13 protein-coding genes are annotated in these 15814 nt (G+C 54.1%); 9 read left to right on the top strand and 4 right to left on the bottom strand.

From position 1 onward, the window contains the following. The first annotated feature begins 91 nt into the window (after window positions 1-91). From bioA to R9X49_RS04200, 6 genes are all read left to right on the top strand, one after another. Entirely contained in the window at window positions 92-1396 is a 1305-nt protein-coding gene (gene bioA, locus R9X49_RS04225) for an adenosylmethionine--8-amino-7-oxononanoate transaminase (protein ID WP_319847317.1), read from the top strand. 400 nt (window positions 1397-1796) lie between these two features. Further along, window positions 1797-2591: a GH12 family glycosyl hydrolase domain-containing protein gene (locus R9X49_RS04220; RefSeq protein ID WP_319847316.1), complete on the top strand. Its 795-nt coding sequence runs from the start codon at window positions 1797-1799 to the stop codon at window positions 2589-2591. A 227-nt stretch (window positions 2592-2818) separates the two neighbouring features. Further along, window positions 2819-3226 carry a CidA/LrgA family protein gene (locus tag R9X49_RS04215; RefSeq protein WP_015839768.1) on the top strand — a complete coding sequence of 136 codons (408 nt, stop codon included), beginning with the start codon at window positions 2819-2821 and terminating at the stop codon, window positions 3224-3226. Continuing rightward, window positions 3226-3921 carry a CidB/LrgB family autolysis modulator gene (locus R9X49_RS04210; RefSeq protein WP_319847315.1) on the top strand — a complete coding sequence of 232 codons (696 nt, stop codon included), beginning with the start codon at window positions 3226-3228 and terminating at the stop codon, window positions 3919-3921. The genes R9X49_RS04215 and R9X49_RS04210 overlap by 1 nt, the downstream gene beginning before the upstream one ends. Window positions 3922-4093: 172 nt before the next feature. Further along, window positions 4094-4984, top strand: coding sequence for a cytidine deaminase (gene cdd, locus R9X49_RS04205; RefSeq protein WP_319847314.1), 891 nt, complete (start codon window positions 4094-4096; stop codon window positions 4982-4984). Between the two features lie 208 nt (window positions 4985-5192). After that, window positions 5193-6890 (top strand): NAD-dependent malic enzyme, encoded by a 1698-nt coding sequence (locus tag R9X49_RS04200; RefSeq protein WP_319847313.1) that lies wholly within the window; start codon window positions 5193-5195, stop codon window positions 6888-6890. A 47-nt stretch (window positions 6891-6937) separates the two neighbouring features. Here R9X49_RS04200 and gsiD read toward each other — a convergent pair whose 3' ends face one another. From gsiD to R9X49_RS04180, 4 genes are all read right to left on the bottom strand, one after another. Next, complete coding sequence (gene gsiD / locus R9X49_RS04195; protein ID WP_319847312.1) at window positions 6938-7843, bottom strand: glutathione ABC transporter permease GsiD; 906 nt, start codon at window positions 7841-7843, stop codon at window positions 6938-6940. Window positions 7844-7852: 9 nt separating this feature from the next. Then, a complete protein-coding gene (gene gsiC, locus R9X49_RS04190) occupies window positions 7853-8773 on the bottom strand; it encodes a glutathione ABC transporter permease GsiC (protein WP_319847311.1) in 921 nt (306 codons plus the stop codon). Between the two features lie 108 nt (window positions 8774-8881). Further along, window positions 8882-10426, bottom strand: a complete 1545-nt coding sequence (gene gsiB, locus R9X49_RS04185; RefSeq protein ID WP_319847310.1) for a glutathione ABC transporter substrate-binding protein GsiB — start codon at window positions 10424-10426, stop codon at window positions 8882-8884. Window positions 10427-10451: 25 nt separating this feature from the next. Then, entirely contained in the window at window positions 10452-12353 is a 1902-nt protein-coding gene (locus R9X49_RS04180) for a dipeptide ABC transporter ATP-binding protein (RefSeq protein ID WP_319847309.1), read from the bottom strand. Between the two features lie 759 nt (window positions 12354-13112). Between R9X49_RS04180 and moeA the strand changes: the two genes are divergently transcribed. From moeA to R9X49_RS04165, 3 genes are all read left to right on the top strand, one after another. After that, complete coding sequence (gene moeA / locus R9X49_RS04175) at window positions 13113-14348, top strand: molybdopterin molybdotransferase MoeA (RefSeq protein ID WP_319847308.1); 1236 nt, start codon at window positions 13113-13115, stop codon at window positions 14346-14348. A gap of 2 nt (window positions 14349-14350) precedes the next feature. Further along, window positions 14351-15103: a molybdopterin-synthase adenylyltransferase MoeB gene (gene moeB / locus R9X49_RS04170; protein ID WP_319847307.1), complete on the top strand. Its 753-nt coding sequence runs from the start codon at window positions 14351-14353 to the stop codon at window positions 15101-15103. Between the two features lie 105 nt (window positions 15104-15208). Further along, a complete protein-coding gene (locus R9X49_RS04165; RefSeq protein WP_180777101.1) occupies window positions 15209-15808 on the top strand; it encodes a nitroreductase family protein in 600 nt (199 codons plus the stop codon). Window positions 15809-15814: the final 6 nt, after the last annotated feature.

Below are 15814 nucleotides of genomic sequence, written 5' to 3'. Positions count from 1 at the left end.
GCATCTCCAAACTAAAAACGTTTCGCCAGTGTAAATTAACCCGATATACTGTCAACCAAATAGAATCCATTTTGGTTTACAAAAGATCATCATGAGCCCGGAAGACATTGCTTTTGACCAGCGCCACATTTGGCATCCCTATACCTCGATGACCGAACCGCTGCCCTGCTATCCGGTGGTCGCGGCCAGCGGCGTCGAACTCCATCTGGATGACGGACGTCGCCTGATCGACGGTATGTCATCGTGGTGGGCAGCGATTCACGGTTACAACCATCCGACGATCAATCAGGCGGTGCAGACCCAGCTCAGCCAGATGTCGCACGTGATGTTCGGCGGCATCACACATCCGGCAGCAGTCGCGCTGTGTCGTCAGTTGGTGGACATTACGCCGGATGCGCTGGAATGCGTGTTTCTGGCGGACTCCGGCTCAGTGGCCGTCGAAGTCGCGATGAAAATGGCGCTGCAATATTGGCAGGCACGTGGTGAAACCCGTCAGCGCTTTCTCACCCTGCGTCATGGCTATCACGGCGACACCTTCGGTGCGATGTCTGTGTGCGATCCGCAAAATTCGATGCACAGTCTGTATCAGGGCTATCTGCCCACCCACCTGTTTGTCGATGTGCCGCCATGTGGCGCTATCAACGCAGGCGCTTTTGCCGACGAGTGGCAGGAAGCCGATATCATGCCGCTACAGGCGATGCTGTCGGCGCATGCCCATGAGGTCGCTGCCGTGATTCTGGAGCCCATCGTGCAGGGCGCAGGCGGCATGCGCTTTTACCATCCGACCTACCTGCGTCGGGTACGGGAATTGTGCGACCAATGGGGGATCTTGCTGATTGCCGATGAGATCGCGACCGGATTTGGCCGCACCGGCAAACTGTTTGCCTGCGAACACGCGGGAATTTCACCCGACATTATGTGTCTGGGAAAAGCGCTTACCGGCGGTTATATGACGCTCTCAGCCACGCTGGCCACCCGGACGGTAGCGGAAACCATCAGCAACGGTGAAGCAGGCTGTTTTATGCACGGCCCCACATTTATGGGTAATCCGCTCGCGTGCGCGGCGGCCAACGCCAGCCTATCGCTGCTGGCGGAGAACCGCTGGCAGCAACAGGTACAGCAGATTGAGCGGCAGTTGCGAGCAGCGCTACAGCCCTGCGCAGATTCTCCGCTGGTGGCGAACGTTCGCGTGCTAGGCGCTATCGGCGTAGTGGAAACACAGCGTCCGGTTAATATGGCGCGACTACAGCGTTTCTTCGTCGAGCGCGGCGTCTGGATTCGCCCCTTTGGTCGGCTCATTTATCTGATGCCACCGTTTATCATTCAGCCTGATGAACTGCGTAAGCTGACCGACGCCGTCTGTGCCGCTATCCGTGACGAACAGCTATTTAACTAATCGCCAGCTCAAGGCGCACACTCCCATGCGCCTTAACATCACTTCCCTATTTTATTTCGTATCACCACTATACCCGTCATACTTCAAGCTGCTTGTGCGTTGGCTGCCCTTACTCACCCCAGTCACTTACTTGTGTAAGCTCCTGGGGATTCGTGCGATTGCCGCCTTCACGCAACTCGAATTATTTAGGGTATATTCATTACCGCTCTTATAATTATTTCATGAATAAGATTTTCATTTTATTCATGAGTAACGCGTTGAATTATGCTGGTATCGAATGAAATAACAATAAACTGTTAAGCACACCACAGTTTATATTTAATCAGCCATAGACACTGACTAAATACGTGCTAAATTTCAGAGTGAAACATCCCAAGCATATATTAAAAGGAGATTTATTATGCTTATTATGAATACTCATCCGCCGCGTACTTTCCGCACATTGCTCCCCGTACTCTTGTCTGCTTTATTACTCTCGCCATTAACAGTTTCTGCCGCCAGTTCCTCAAAAGACGCAGATAAACTCTATTTTGAAAATAATAAATATTATGTATTCAATAACGTCTGGGGAAAAGATGAAGTAAAAGGATGGCAGCAAACCGTTTTCTATAATAGCCCAACCAGCATGGGGTGGAACTGGCACTGGCCAAGCAGCAGCTCCAGCGTCAAAGCCTATCCGTCACTGGTGAGCGGCTGGCACTGGACTGCGGGCTATACGGCAAATAGCGGATTGCCGATAAGATTATCCAGCAATAAGAGCATCACCAGCAACGTCACCTATTCCATCAAAGCCACGGGGACGTACAACGCGGCTTATGATATTTGGTTCCACACTACCGATAAAGCCAGTTGGGACACGGCCCCTACTGATGAATTGATGATCTGGCTAAATAATACCAATGCTGGCCCTGCTGGTGATTATATTGAAACGGTTTTCCTCGGCGGCAGCAGCTGGAACGTATTCAAAGGTTGGATCAATGCGGGTAATGGTAAAGGCTGGAATGTCTTTTCTTTTGTTCGTACGTCCAATACCAATAACGCCTCGCTCAATATTCGCCATTTCACCAACTATCTGGTGGGAACCAAGAACTGGATGAGCAACACAAAATATATCAGTAGCGTTGAGTTTGGCACCGAGATCTTTGGCGGTGACGGACAGATCGACATCACCAAGTGGAGCGTAGACGTCAAATAACGATTAAGTCATCGCCTTCATTCCTTTCGGTTCAGCCCCGTCCCCATGCGATCGCCGGGGGCTGAACCGAATTTATCCCACCCAGCACGCTTTTTCATTTTCAGTCTGGACGGTCTTGTTCACCCTTTAAGCAAGCGTACCTTCCCTTCCTCAACAAGATTCGTGAGCTGTGGCACGTCAATTCCATTAGCGTTATGATAACCCCCTCAGCTAATCAGGAATTTCCCATGCGTAATACGTTCATCGTTTGCTGGCAGTATTTACGCGCTTTCGCATTGATTTATCTCTGCCTGCTGGCAGGCAATGCGGTATCCGCGTTACTTCCGTTCACTATCCCCGGCAGTATCATCGGCATGCTGGTCTTGTTCACCCTTCTCGCCTCGCAAATTCTGCCCGCGCAGTGGGTGAAACCGGGCTGCCACCTTCTTATTCGTCATATGGCGCTGCTGTTCGTCCCTATCGGCGTCGGCGTCATGAATTATTACGATCTGGTCAGCCAACAGTTTGGCCCCATCGTGGTTTCCTGCCTGATCAGTACCTTTATTGTGATGTTGGTTGTGGGTTTCAGTACCCAGATAATGCAGCGTGAACGAGCCATGGCTGGCGATCGCACGCCGCCGAAGGATAACGAATAATGTTCAGCTATTTGTGGTGGTCTCTGCCCCTCACCCTGATTGTCTTTTTCGCCGCACGTAAACTGGCCGTGCTGACCAGGCTCTCCCTGTTGAACCCGCTGCTGGTGTCGATGGCGATTATTATTCCGCTGCTGCTGGTGTTGAAGATTCCCTACGAGCACTATTTTCAAGGCAGTAAGGTCCTTAACGACCTGCTGCAACCGGCGGTGGTCGCGCTGGCGTTCCCGCTTTATGAGCAGTTACACCAAATTCGCGCCCGCTGGAAGTCGATCATCAGCGTGTGCTTCATCGGCAGCCTGACAGCCATTATCTCCGGCACGCTGGTGGCGCTGTGGATGGGCGCTTCGCCAGAAATTGCGGCCTCAGTGCTGCCTAAATCCGTCACCACACCAATTGCGATGGCCGTCGCCAGTTCTATTGGCGGTATTCCGGCTATCAGCGCCGTCTGCGTAATTTTTGTCGGTATTCTCGGTGCCGTATTAGGCCACAGCCTGTTCAACCGCGTGGGTATAAAAACCAAAGCCGCACGCGGGTTGTCAATGGGCACCGCCTCCCACGCCCTCGGTACGGCGCGCTGTGCGGAGGTTGATTATCAGGAGGGCGCATTCAGCTCACTGGCGCTGGTCATCTGCGGGATCATCACGTCGCTGATTGCTCCGTTTGTCTTCCCCGTACTACTGCACATCGCTAGTTGAGGCCAGAGAGGGACGGTGTGTATCTCGCATCGTCCACTATAAAATTGAGATACATCTCGCATTTAGAAGTTAATTTGCAGTCATTTCATTCAACAAAGAGATTTTGATCACAATTTATTGCTACTCTGCTACCTAACATGACGTCATTGACGGGTAAAAAGAGTAAGCCACTATGCATCTACGATTTGAAAACGCCTTCCAGCAATTACCTGCCAGTCTGCAAGCCGCGATCCGCCCACTGCTCGATAAACCGGATTTCGCCGCCATGCTAACCGCGGACGAAGTGAATGCCGTCTGTGAAGCCAGCCAGTTAGACACCGATGCATTGGCCTTTGCGTTATTGCCGCTGGCCGCCGCCTGCGCACAGGCACCTATCTCGAATTTTCAGGTTGGCGCGATTGCACAAGGGCTTAGCGGTAATTTCTACTTTGGTGCCAACATGGAGTTCAGTGCCGTTCAGCTTCAGCAAACGGTACACGCCGAGCAGAGCGCCGTCAGTCATGCCTGGCTGCGCAATGAGCGGGGATTGCAGGCCGTCACTGTGAACTACACGCCATGCGGCCACTGCCGCCAGTTTATGAACGAATTGCGCAATGCGGCATCGCTGCGTATTCAACTACCGGGTCGCCAGCCTGCCGTGCTCAGCCACTATCTGCCGGACTCCTTTGGCCCCGTCGATCTGCAAATTGATACCTTACTGATGGATGACGTCAACCACGGTGCAACCTTGCAGAATGTGAATGCACTTGCACGTCAGGCGCTGGATGCCGCCAACCGTAGTCATGCTCCCTATAGCAACGCCATTAGCGGCATCGCGTTGGAAACCTCAAGTGGCAATACCTATACCGGGCGCTACGCAGAAAATGCGGCATTCAACCCTAGCCTGCCACCTTTGCAAGCCGCATTAAATCTGATGAACCTTGCCGGTGAAGATCTGTGCACGGTGAAACATGCCGTTGTCGTTGAACGTCGCAATGCGGTTGTCAGCCACTGGGCAATTTCGCAAATTATGCTGGCCGAGTTGGGCTGCACCGACGTTGAACACCACTTTATTGAGGAATAACAGCGGAGGTATGTGCAGGATTTCAGCAAAGGGAAGTGTGAAAAACGAGAGGTGAATCGATAAAGCCTGCATTTCGACTAAGATGCAAGCCATCTGTAACTATTTTAATTAACAATTTCTGTACATATTCTCTGGGTAATTTAAGATCCGCAACAGTTTTTATCGACAACACCTGAGTTTTTTTCTGTTATCCGAAGAGTAAAAAGTCATGGAATTAGAATACGAAAGCAAACGTCCTCTCCATATTCCCTACGCTGGCCCAATCTTGCTTGAATTTCCCCTGCTGAATAAAGGCAGCGCGTTTACCGAAGAAGAACGCGCTAACTTTAACCTGCATGGTCTGCTGCCTGAAGCCGTCGAAACCATCGAAGAACAGGCAGAACGCGCCTGGCGTCAGTATCAGGAATTCAAACACGATATTGAAAAACACGTTTACCTGCGCAATATTCAGGATACCAACGAAACCCTGTTCTACCGCCTGTTGGACGGTCACCTCAGTGAGATGATGCCTATCATCTACACCCCGACCGTTGGCGAAGCCTGTGAGCACTTCTCCGATATCTATCGCCGCGCCCGTGGCCTGTTTATCTCCTACCCTAACCGCGCACATATCGATGATATGCTGCAAAACGCCACCAAACAGAACGTGAAAGTCATCGTTGTGACCGACGGTGAGCGTATTCTGGGTCTGGGCGATCAGGGCATCGGCGGCATGGGGATTCCAATCGGTAAGCTGTCGCTGTACACCGCGTGTGGCGGTATCAGCCCAGCCTACACCCTGCCCGTCGTTCTGGATGTCGGCACCAACAACCCGCAGCGCCTGAACGATCCGCTGTACATGGGCTGGCGCCATCCGCGTATCACGGATGACGAATATTATGAATTTGTTGACGAATTCATTCAGGCTGTGAAACGCCGCTGGCCGAACGTGCTGTTGCAGTTTGAAGACTTCGCACAGAAAAATGCGACACCGCTGCTGAACCGCTATCGTGACGAAATTTGTAGCTTTAACGATGACATTCAGGGCACTGCCGCCGTCGCTATCGGCAGCCTGATTGCCGCCAGCCGTGCAGCAGGCACGCAGTTACGCGACCAGACCGTAGCCTTCCTGGGCGCCGGTTCCGCAGGCTGCGGTATCGCTGAACAAATCATCGCACAGATGAAATCCGAAGGGCTGAGCGAAGAAGAAGCACGCGCACGCGTCTTCATGGTTGACCGCTTCGGTCTGCTGACGGACAAACTGCCGAACCTGCTCGATTTCCAGAGCAAACTGGTGCAGAAAAGCGAACTGCTGGCTGGCTGGGACTGCAACAGCGATGCCATCTCCCTGCTGGAAGTGGTACGCAATGCCAAACCAACCATCCTGATCGGCGTATCCGGCCAACCGGGTCTGTTCACGGAAGAAATTATCCGTGAAATGCACAAACACTGTGCTCGTCCTATCGTGATGCCGCTGTCTAACCCGACCTCCCGCGTGGAAGCTCGTCCGGAAGACATCATTCGCTGGACGGAAGGCTCCGCGCTGGTTGCGACCGGTAGCCCGTTCTCCCCGGTGAACTATCAGGATAAGGTCTTCCCTATCGCGCAGTGCAACAACTCCTACATTTTCCCAGGTATCGGGTTAGGGGTACTGGCGTCGGGTGCGAAGCGTATCACTGACGGAATGCTGATGGCCGCCAGCCGCGCGCTGGCTGACTGCTCGCCGCTGGCGAATAACGGTGAAGGCGCTCTGCTGCCGGATCTGGCCGATATCCAGCAGGTGTCTAAGCGTATTGCACTGGAAGTGGGTAAAGCCGCACAGCTGCAGGGCGCCGCCGTGGTGACCTCGTCGGATGCGCTGCAAAAGGCGATTGAGCACAACTTCTGGCAGCCGCAGTACCGTAGCTACAAACGCACCTCATTCTAATGGTGTGTTACCGCTAAAAAGCGCGGCATTTGCCGCGCTTTTTTTATTCAGCTTTTCAGCTTCGGGTCGAGCGCATCGCGCAGGCCGTCACCCAATAAATTAAACGCCAGTACCGTCAGAAAGATCGCCAGACTGGGGAAAATTGCAACATGCGGTGCAATAACCATGTCCGATCGCGCTTCATTCAGCATCGCCCCCCACTCCGGCATCGGCGGCTGTGCGCCAAGCCCTAAAAATGACAGGCTGGCTGCCGTGATGATCGACATCCCAATGCGCATCGAGAAGAACACCACGATGGAAGACACCGAGCCGGGCAGAATATGCCGAAAGAGGATCGTCGCATCACTGGCGCCAATACTGCGGGCAGATTCAATGTAGGTCAGCTGTTTCAGCACCAGCGTGTTGCCCCGTACCAGACGGGCGAACGCCGGAATGCTGAAAATCGCGACTGCGACAACCACATTCGCCATCCCACTGCCCATAATCGCTACAACAGCAATCGCCAGCAATATCCCCGGAAAGGCAAACAGCACATCGCATATGCGCATGATGATTCTGTCCGCCCATCCTTCGTAGTAACCCGCCAGCAGACCCAGTGTCGTGCCGATAATCATCCCGACCAGCACCGAGAGAATGCCCGCCGCCAGTGAAATACGCGTTCCCATCAGGATCCGGCTGAAAATATCTCGCCCTAATGAATCCACCCCCAGCCAGTGTGCCGCAGACGGACCTTCATTCAGACGTTCATAATCGAAATAGTTCTCGGCGTCATAGGGCATCAGATACGGTGCCAGAAACGCGATCGCAACCAGCAGCAGCACAAACACGCCAGCGGTGACCGCAACGTGCTGCCGAAGAAACCGCCGCCAGAATTCACGCCACGGCGTACGAACCGGCTTATCCCTAATGACAGGGAGCGTCGCCAGCATAGCTTTACGTCGCCAGTGTCTCATTCCCTTTCCTTATTTATAACGAATGGCTGGATTAATCGCGGCATACAGCATATCCACCAGCAGATTGATCAGAATAAACTCTAGCGAAAACAGCAGTACCTCGGCCTGAATCACCGGATAGTCACGCATCTCCACCGCATCCACCAGCAGCCGCCCCAGCCCCGGCCAGTTGAAAACCTTCTCCACAACGATTGAGCCGCCGAGCAAGAAACCAAATTGCAGCCCCATCATCGTCACCACGGGAATCAGCGCATTACGCAGTCCGTGCTTCACCACAACCAGCGATTCACGCACGCCTTTTGCCCGCGCCGTGCGCATATAGTCTTCCTGCAACACATCGACAAACGACGCTCGGGTAAAACGCGCCATCACCGCCGCCACCGCCGCGCCCAGCGTCAGCGAGGGCAAAATGTAGTGCAGCCAGGTGTCCGCCCCCACCGTCGGCAGCCACCCCAGTTCGACAGAAAAAATCTGCATTAACAGCATACCGAGCGCAAAGGCAGGGAAAGAGAGGCCGGATACCGCCAGCGTCATTCCGATCCTGTCCGGCCAGCCATTGCGCCACACGGCCGATACGATGCCGATCGCCATACCAAAAATCACCGCCCACACCATGCTGCACACCGTCAGCCAAAAGGTCGGCATAAAACGCATGGCGATCTCTTCCGTGACCGGACGCTTCGACACCATCGACGTCCCCAAATCCCCTTGCAGGATATTGGTAAGGAAGTGCCAGAACTGGTGCGGCAGCGGTTTATCCAGCCCCAGATCCTGCCGAACCATCTCGATGACGGCAGCATCCGCTTCCCGCCCGGCGGCTAAACGCGCCGGATCGCCGGGTAACAGGTGAACGAACAGGAACACCAGCACCATCACAATCAGGAGCGTGGGAATCAGTCCCAGTAGTCGTTTAATAAAATAATTCAGCATGAACGGTTTTCCACAGACATGCGTCAGACTCCCTATAAGTGGACGTGTGTTGACCACTGCGGGCAGCCTTACGGCCACCCGACTCCCTGGTCATTCTTTTGCGGTGAATTATTCCTTCAGGTCGGCTTCTTCAAAACTGAACAAGGTATCCGGCATCACGTAAAACCCGGTCAGTTTTTTGCTGTTGGCCGAGACTAAACGCTCTGTCGCCAGGAAAATCCACGGCGCATCCGCCCAGATTTTGTCCTGTGCATCCTGATACAGTTTCTGTTTTTCCGTCCGATCCGTGGTTTTCAGGGCATTCGCCAGATCCGCATCAACCTGTGGGTTGCTGTAAAACGCCGTGTTGAACTGCGCAGGTGGCCAGGAAGCCGTCGCAAACAGCGGCGACAGCGCCCAATCCGCCTCACCCGTAGAAGCTGACCAGCCGGTGTAGAACAGGCGAACGCCCGTTTCTTTCACGCCTTTACCTTCCACTTCCGCAGCGCGCTGCCCCGCATCCATAGCGGTCACCTGCACTTTCACGCCGACCTGCGCCAGCTGTTGCTGTGTGAACTGCAAGACTTTCTGCGCCGTACTGTGGTTATGTGACGACCAGAGCGTGGTGGTAAAGCCGTCAGGGTAGCCAGCTTCTTTCAGCAGCTCGCGCGCCTTCGCCGGATCGTAAGGCCACGGCTGATATTTTACTGAATAATCAATGCTGCCCGGCAGTGGCCCTTCGGCGGGCGTCGCATAGCCGGAGAACGCGACTTTAATCAGCGCCTCTTTGTTGATCGCGTAGTTCAGCGCCTGCCGAACTTTCGGGTTATCAAACGGTTTCTGCGTCACGTTCATGCTGATGTAACGGTGCAGAATCGACGGCGACGCCACCAGAGCCAGCTTGTCATTTTTCTCCAACACCTTGGCCTGCTCGAACGGTATGGGATAAGCAAACTGAGCTTCGCCGGTTTGCAGCAGTGCCGCGCGCGTGTTGTTATCCACGACCGGACGCCAGGTAATGCTGTCCAGTTTCGGCAAACCCGCCTTCCAGTAGCCGCTGAATTTCTCGACTTTGACAAAATCGGTCTGATTCCAGGCCACAAAGCGGTATGGGCCGGTGCCTACCGGATGGAAGCCAATATCCTTGCCGTACTGCTTTAATGCCGCCGGAGAGATCATCACTGCCGCTGGATGCGCCAGATTGTTAACGAACGCCGAGAATGGCGTCTTCAGTGTGATTTTTACCGTCAGATCGTCAACCACGTCGGTTTTTTCGATCATCTTGAACAGGTTATATCGCTTCAGGCGGTTATCTGGATTACTGGCGCGATCCAGATTCACTTTCACCGCGGCGGCGTTAAACGCCGATCCATCGTGAAATTTGACGCCAGGATGCAGCTTAACGGTATACGTCAGGCCATCCGGACTCACGTCATAACTGTCCGCCAGCACGTTCACCAGCTTCATATCTTTATCGAAGCCAAATAGCCCCTGATAGAAGGACTTAGCTACCGTCTGCGATAGCGAATCGTTGGCATCGTACGGATCCAGGCTGGTAAAAGTGGAACCCACGGCGATAACCGCATCTTTGGCTGCCCAGACGGGCGAAGCCGCCATGACAGCGGTTACCCCTGCGGCGACTAACCAGCGCCGTTTTATCGTCATTACGCTCATGCTACGTTCTCCTTGTGAATCCCTGTCAGTAAGCGCCAGCTATCGGATGGTGCGCAACAAAGTGTCGCTCCCCCACCTGCACCAGAGGCGCCGTGATCGGTTCGTCGCCAAGCGCGCGAATCGGGCTGGGTATTTCATCAACCAGCAGCACCTGCTCACGCTGGCGGCATGAGGGATCGGCAATCGGGACTGCCGACATCAGCTTGCGGGTATAAGGATGCCGAGGCCGCTCGAATACGTCTTGCCGTGAGCCAATCTCAACAATCTGCCCCATGTACATCACCGCCACGCGATGGCTGATACGCTCGACCACCGCCATATCATGTGAAATAAACAAAAACGCGATGCCGAACTCACGTTGTAGTTCCAGCATCAGATTGATGATTTGTGCCTGAATCGACACGTCCAGCGCGGATACCGCCTCATCCGCAATCACTACTTTAGGGTTCAACGCCAGCGCTCTGGCAATGCAAATGCGCTGGCGCTGGCCGCCGGAAAACTCATGCGGATAGCGCCGGGCGTGTTCCGGCTCCAACCCTACGCGTGATAACAGCCATTCCACGCGTTTTTCCGCCTCCTGCCGATTGCAGATGTTGTGCACCAGCAGCGGTTCCATGATCGAGAACCCGACCGTCAGGCGGGGATCCAGTGACGCATACGGATCCTGAAAAATCAGCTGAATATCACGCCGTAGGCGCTGTAACGCAGCACCTTTTAACTGATGGATACGCTGGCCGTTAAAGGTAATGTCGCCCTTCTGGCTTTCAACCAGTTGGAGCAACGCGCGACCGGTCGTAGACTTACCACACCCTGATTCGCCAACCAGCGAAAGCGTTTCGCCCGGCCAGAGATCGAAACTGACGTTTTCCACCGCGTGTACCTGTCGGGTTACGCGATTCAATAAACCGCTACGAATCGGAAAACGCGTCACCAGATGGCTAACCTGTAAGATCGGCTCCGCCTGCGCGGGAACGGTATCCTGCGGTACGCTGTCCGCAATACGGACTGCGTTTTGATCCAGCAGCGGAAATTTTTCCGGGAACGGCTGACCGCGCATTGACCCTAACGCCGGTACCGCTGCCAACAGCCCCTGCGTATACGGGTGCTGTGGTGCAGTAAAGATCTGTCCAACGCTTCCCGCTTCGACGCTTTCTCCACGGTGCATCACCAATACGCGTTCAGCCACTTCCGCCACCACGCCCATGTCATGGGTGATGAAAATCACGGCCATTTCCATTTCACGCTGTAGCACGCGGATCAGTTGCAGAATTTGCGCCTGAATGGTGACATCCAGTGCGGTCGTCGGTTCATCGGCAATCAGCAGCGACGGCTTACAGGAGAGCGCCATCGCAATCATCACCCGCTGGCGCATGCCGCCGGACAGCTGATGCGGGTAGCGATCCAGCACGTTGCGCGCTTCCGGTATTCTGACCAGATCCAGCATGCGTAATGTTTCTGCACGCGCCGCGCGCCTGTCCATCCCCTGATGCAAACGAATCGACTCGGCTATCTGTTCACCGACGGGGAAAACGGGATTCAGCGACGTCATCGGCTCCTGAAAAATCATCGCCAAATCTGCCCCACGCAATGTGCGCATCACACGCTGACGGGCTCCACGGAGATCCAGCACTTGCCCATCGCGACGGCGGAACAGCATATCCCCCTGATGAATCACGCCGCCCGCATGTTCAACCAGTCGCATCAGTGCCAACGACGTCACTGACTTACCCGATCCGGATTCTCCGACGATGGCCAGCGTTTCGCCCCGATCGACAGAGAACGTCAAATTACGCACCGCGTCCGTCCGCTGTTCCTGCTGCTCGAAATACACACTCAGGTTGCGTACTTCCACCACCCGTTTTTCAGGCAAAACAAGCCCCGGGACGGGGGAAGACAGCGAGGCATAATGATCCTGTGTGGGCGACATGAACGGCGAATCTCCATATAAATGCGGCTGGAATCAGCGCAACGCGATCAGGGACAAATTATCAGCGATTTTCGACTATATTTAGCGCAAGGTATGATGTAAAGCGGAAACTGAAATCAGCACAGTGAAAAATTTCTTTTATAACATTAGGTTAATTGCAATAAAGACGCGCTATCAGATGCAATATCCCATGCAAATTCCCCCATTTTTGCCCGAAATGGTTCGAGTTGTGGGCAGAAGGCCTCTGTTTTTCACCATGACCCTGCCGTTCCGTGCCTAACGAGGATTCATGCGCATACCCTAAATAATTCGAGTTTCAGGACAAACGTTAACGTTTGAACAACGCAGAGCGTTGGCCCGTCAGGGCGAGGCTTATTTATAAGCCTTGTAACGCGGCAAGAGAAGGAATCCCGATGAGCTTACTCAGGTAAGTGATTCGGGTGACTGACAAATCTGCCAGAGCAGATTTGAACGCTGCTTGCAGCGGCCCCAACGGGCGAGGTCCACGTAAGTGGGCCGAGTAGCGCAGCCAACGCGCATGCAACTTGAAGTATGACGGGTATAAAAACCTATTCCTTGACCTGCATACATTCACCCACGTTACGAACTCTGACATAATTAATACTGGCATAGGAAACACGTTTTCGCCCATGAACGACGTAGTGGCGGGACACTTTTTATTAGTGAAACCAGACTCATTAATGAAACCAGCCTTATTGATAAAACAAACTGTATTGATGAAAAAACGGTGGAGTGAAGATGGAAAGCGTTACCTCAGGTTTACTGACTCTTGAACAAGCCCTGGAAAACATGTTTTCTCAGGTTCCTTCCCTCACCGAGACAGAGTGTGTATCCCTGTTCGACGCCGCAGGCCGGATCGCCGCCCATGCCATTGCTTCCCCGATTAATGTCCCACCTTTCGCCAATTCCGCGATGGATGGCTATGCCGTACGCTGTGCCGATTTATCCGTTTCCACAACGCTGCCGCTGGCCGGTAAAGCCTTTGCTGGCGCCCCCTTCACCGGTGAATGGCCTGTCGGGACTTGCATTCGCATCATGACCGGTGCGCCGATTCCCGCAGGTGCCGATGCGGTGATCATGCAGGAACAGGCTGACGTCAGCGAGGACGGCATCCGTTTCCTTCATGCGGTAAAACCCGGTCAAAATATTCGTCTGGCGGGAGAGGATATTCAGGCGGGTGCCAGCGTGCTGCCCGCGGGCTGCAAACTGGGCGTAGCGGAGCTGCCGCTGCTGGCTTCGCTGGGAATTGCGCAGATTGACGTGGTACGCCGTCTGAAAGTCGCGGTGTTTTCTACCGGGGATGAACTGCAACCCGTTGGCAAGCCGCTGGAAGACGGCCAGATTTATGACACCAACCGTTTCGCCGTCCGTTTGATGCTGGAACAGCTAGGCTGCGAGGTGCACGACCTCGGGATTATCCGCGACGATCCGGCAGCCCTGCGTGCCGCGTTCCATGAGGCTGACCAGCTTGCCGATCTGGTGATTAGCAGCGGCGGCGTTTCCGTTGGTGAGGCGGATTACACCAAGCAAATGCTGGATGAGCTGGGCGATATTCATTTCTGGAAGCTGGCGATCAAACCCGGTAAACCCTTCGCCTTCGGCAAATTACAACACGCCTGGTTCTGTGGCCTGCCGGGAAACCCCGTTTCCGCTGCGCTAACGTTCTATCAATTGGTTCAGCCGCTGCTGGCGCGTCTGTCCGGTTATACGCAATGGCACCAGCCGCCGCGTGTACGCGTCAAAACCACCAGCGCCCTGAAAAAGACGCCGGGGCGCACCGATTTCCAACGCGGCATTTTCAGCCGCAACGCGCAGGGTGAGCTGGAAGTGAGAACCACCGGACATCAAGGTTCGCACGTTTTCAGCTCTTTCAGCCTCGGTAACTGTTTCATCGTACTTGAGCAGGATCGTGGCCATGTCGCCGCAGGCGAATGGGTCGAAATCGAGCCCTTCAATGCGCTGCTGGGACACTGAGTATGTTGCCGGAACTGAGCGATGAAGAGATGCTGCGCTACAATCGACAGATTGTGCTGCGCGGCTTTGATTTTGACGGACAGGAAAAACTGAAGGCATCACGCCTGCTGATTGTCGGACTGGGTGGGCTAGGCTGTGCCGCCGCGCAGTATCTGGCCGCCGCCGGCGTCGGCCATTTGACACTGCTGGATTTTGATACCGTGTCGCTGTCTAACCTGCAACGCCAGGTTCTGCATCGCGACGCGCGTATCGGCATGGCGAAGGTCGAATCCGCGCGCCTGACGTTATCCGATATGAATCCGCACCTTTCGCTCGATACGGTTGATGGCGATCTCGATGACGAGACGTTGAACCAACTCGTCAGCAAACACGACGCAGTGCTGGACTGCACCGACAATGTCGCCATTCGCAATCGCCTAAACCGCATTGGCTTTCAGCTCAAGAAGCCGCTGATTTCCGGCGCGGCGATTCGGATGGAAGGCCAAATAAGCGTCTTTACCTATCAGCCCGATGAACCTTGCTACCAGTGTCTCAGCCGTCTGTTCGGCGCCAATGCGCTAACCTGCGTCGAAGCAGGCGTGATGTCGCCGCTGGTGGGCACCATCGGAAGTTTGCAGGCAATGGAAGCCATTAAGCTGGTGACCGGCTACGGCAAGCTGACCACTGGGCGATTGCTGATGTTTGATGCAATGACGCTGCAATTTCGCGAAATGATGCTGCCGAAAAACCCGCACTGCGACGTCTGTGGCGGATAAAGGAGCCGAGGAAAGATTGGTATCCGGCACGATAAGCCATTGAATACGGCGAAAATCAGTGACACAGTATCAAGGTAAGTCATCACGTAAACTGAGGAACACACCATGAGTAATGCTTTTTTGCAGTCAATCAAGGCCCGTCGTTCAATCTATGCCATCGGCAATAAATTACCGATATCAGAAGATCAGGTTACCGCCCTCATTACCGAAGCCGTTAATGAAAGCCCCTCCTCTTTTAATTCACAAAGCTCACGCGTTGTGATTCTGTTCGGCGAGCAGCATCACAAACTGTGGGATATTGTTAAGCAGCAGTTGAAGAAAATTGTGCCTGCGGACGCCTTTGCTCCGACAGAAAATAAACTGGCCTCCTTTGCCGCTGGCGCAGGTACCGTTCTGTTCTTTGAAGACACTGCGGTGATTGAAGCGCTACAGGAAAAATTCGCGCTTTATGCCGATAACTTCCCGGTCTGGTCTGAACATTCAACCGGTATCGCCCAGTTTGCCGTGTGGTCTACGCTAGCGCAGGAAAAAATTGGCGCCTCGCTCCAGCACTACAATCCGCTGATTGACGATGATGTGAAAGCACAGTGGAATCTGCCAGCCAGCTGGAAGCTGCGTGCTCAAATGCCATTTGGCTCAATTGAGCAACCAGCCGGTGAAAAAACCTATATTTCCTTTGAAGAACGTTTCCGCGTATTTAAATAATCCGCT

Source organism: Pectobacterium carotovorum (assembly GCF_033898505.1).
GTDB lineage: Bacteria > Pseudomonadota > Gammaproteobacteria > Enterobacterales > Enterobacteriaceae > Pectobacterium > Pectobacterium carotovorum_J.
Note: the sequence above shows the minus strand (reverse complement) of the source record. Positions and strands in the feature narration are given on the sequence as shown.

What these genes read in the sequence shown, in the direction of transcription:
- R9X49_RS04210 (WP_319847315.1), top strand. Translation starts at nt 3,226, where the DNA reads ATGTTCAGCTATTTGTGGTGGTCTCTGCCCCTCACCCTGATTGTCTTT.
- R9X49_RS04165 (WP_180777101.1), top strand. Translation starts at nt 15,209, where the DNA reads ATGAGTAATGCTTTTTTGCAGTCAATCAAGGCCCGTCGTTCAATCTAT.
- gsiD (WP_319847312.1), bottom strand. Translation starts at nt 7,843, where the DNA reads ATGAGACACTGGCGACGTAAAGCTATGCTGGCGACGCTCCCTGTCATT.
- moeA (WP_319847308.1), top strand. Translation starts at nt 13,113, where the DNA reads ATGGAAAGCGTTACCTCAGGTTTACTGACTCTTGAACAAGCCCTGGAA.
- bioA (WP_319847317.1), top strand. Translation starts at nt 92, where the DNA reads ATGAGCCCGGAAGACATTGCTTTTGACCAGCGCCACATTTGGCATCCC.
- moeB (WP_319847307.1), top strand. Translation starts at nt 14,351, where the DNA reads ATGTTGCCGGAACTGAGCGATGAAGAGATGCTGCGCTACAATCGACAG.
- R9X49_RS04200 (WP_319847313.1), top strand. Translation starts at nt 5,193, where the DNA reads ATGGAATTAGAATACGAAAGCAAACGTCCTCTCCATATTCCCTACGCT.
- cdd (WP_319847314.1), top strand. Translation starts at nt 4,094, where the DNA reads ATGCATCTACGATTTGAAAACGCCTTCCAGCAATTACCTGCCAGTCTG.
- gsiC (WP_319847311.1), bottom strand. Translation starts at nt 8,773, where the DNA reads ATGCTGAATTATTTTATTAAACGACTACTGGGACTGATTCCCACGCTC.
- R9X49_RS04220 (WP_319847316.1), top strand. Translation starts at nt 1,797, where the DNA reads ATGCTTATTATGAATACTCATCCGCCGCGTACTTTCCGCACATTGCTC.
- R9X49_RS04180 (WP_319847309.1), bottom strand. Translation starts at nt 12,353, where the DNA reads ATGTCGCCCACACAGGATCATTATGCCTCGCTGTCTTCCCCCGTCCCG.
- R9X49_RS04215 (WP_015839768.1), top strand. Translation starts at nt 2,819, where the DNA reads ATGCGTAATACGTTCATCGTTTGCTGGCAGTATTTACGCGCTTTCGCA.
- gsiB (WP_319847310.1), bottom strand. Translation starts at nt 10,426, where the DNA reads ATGAGCGTAATGACGATAAAACGGCGCTGGTTAGTCGCCGCAGGGGTA.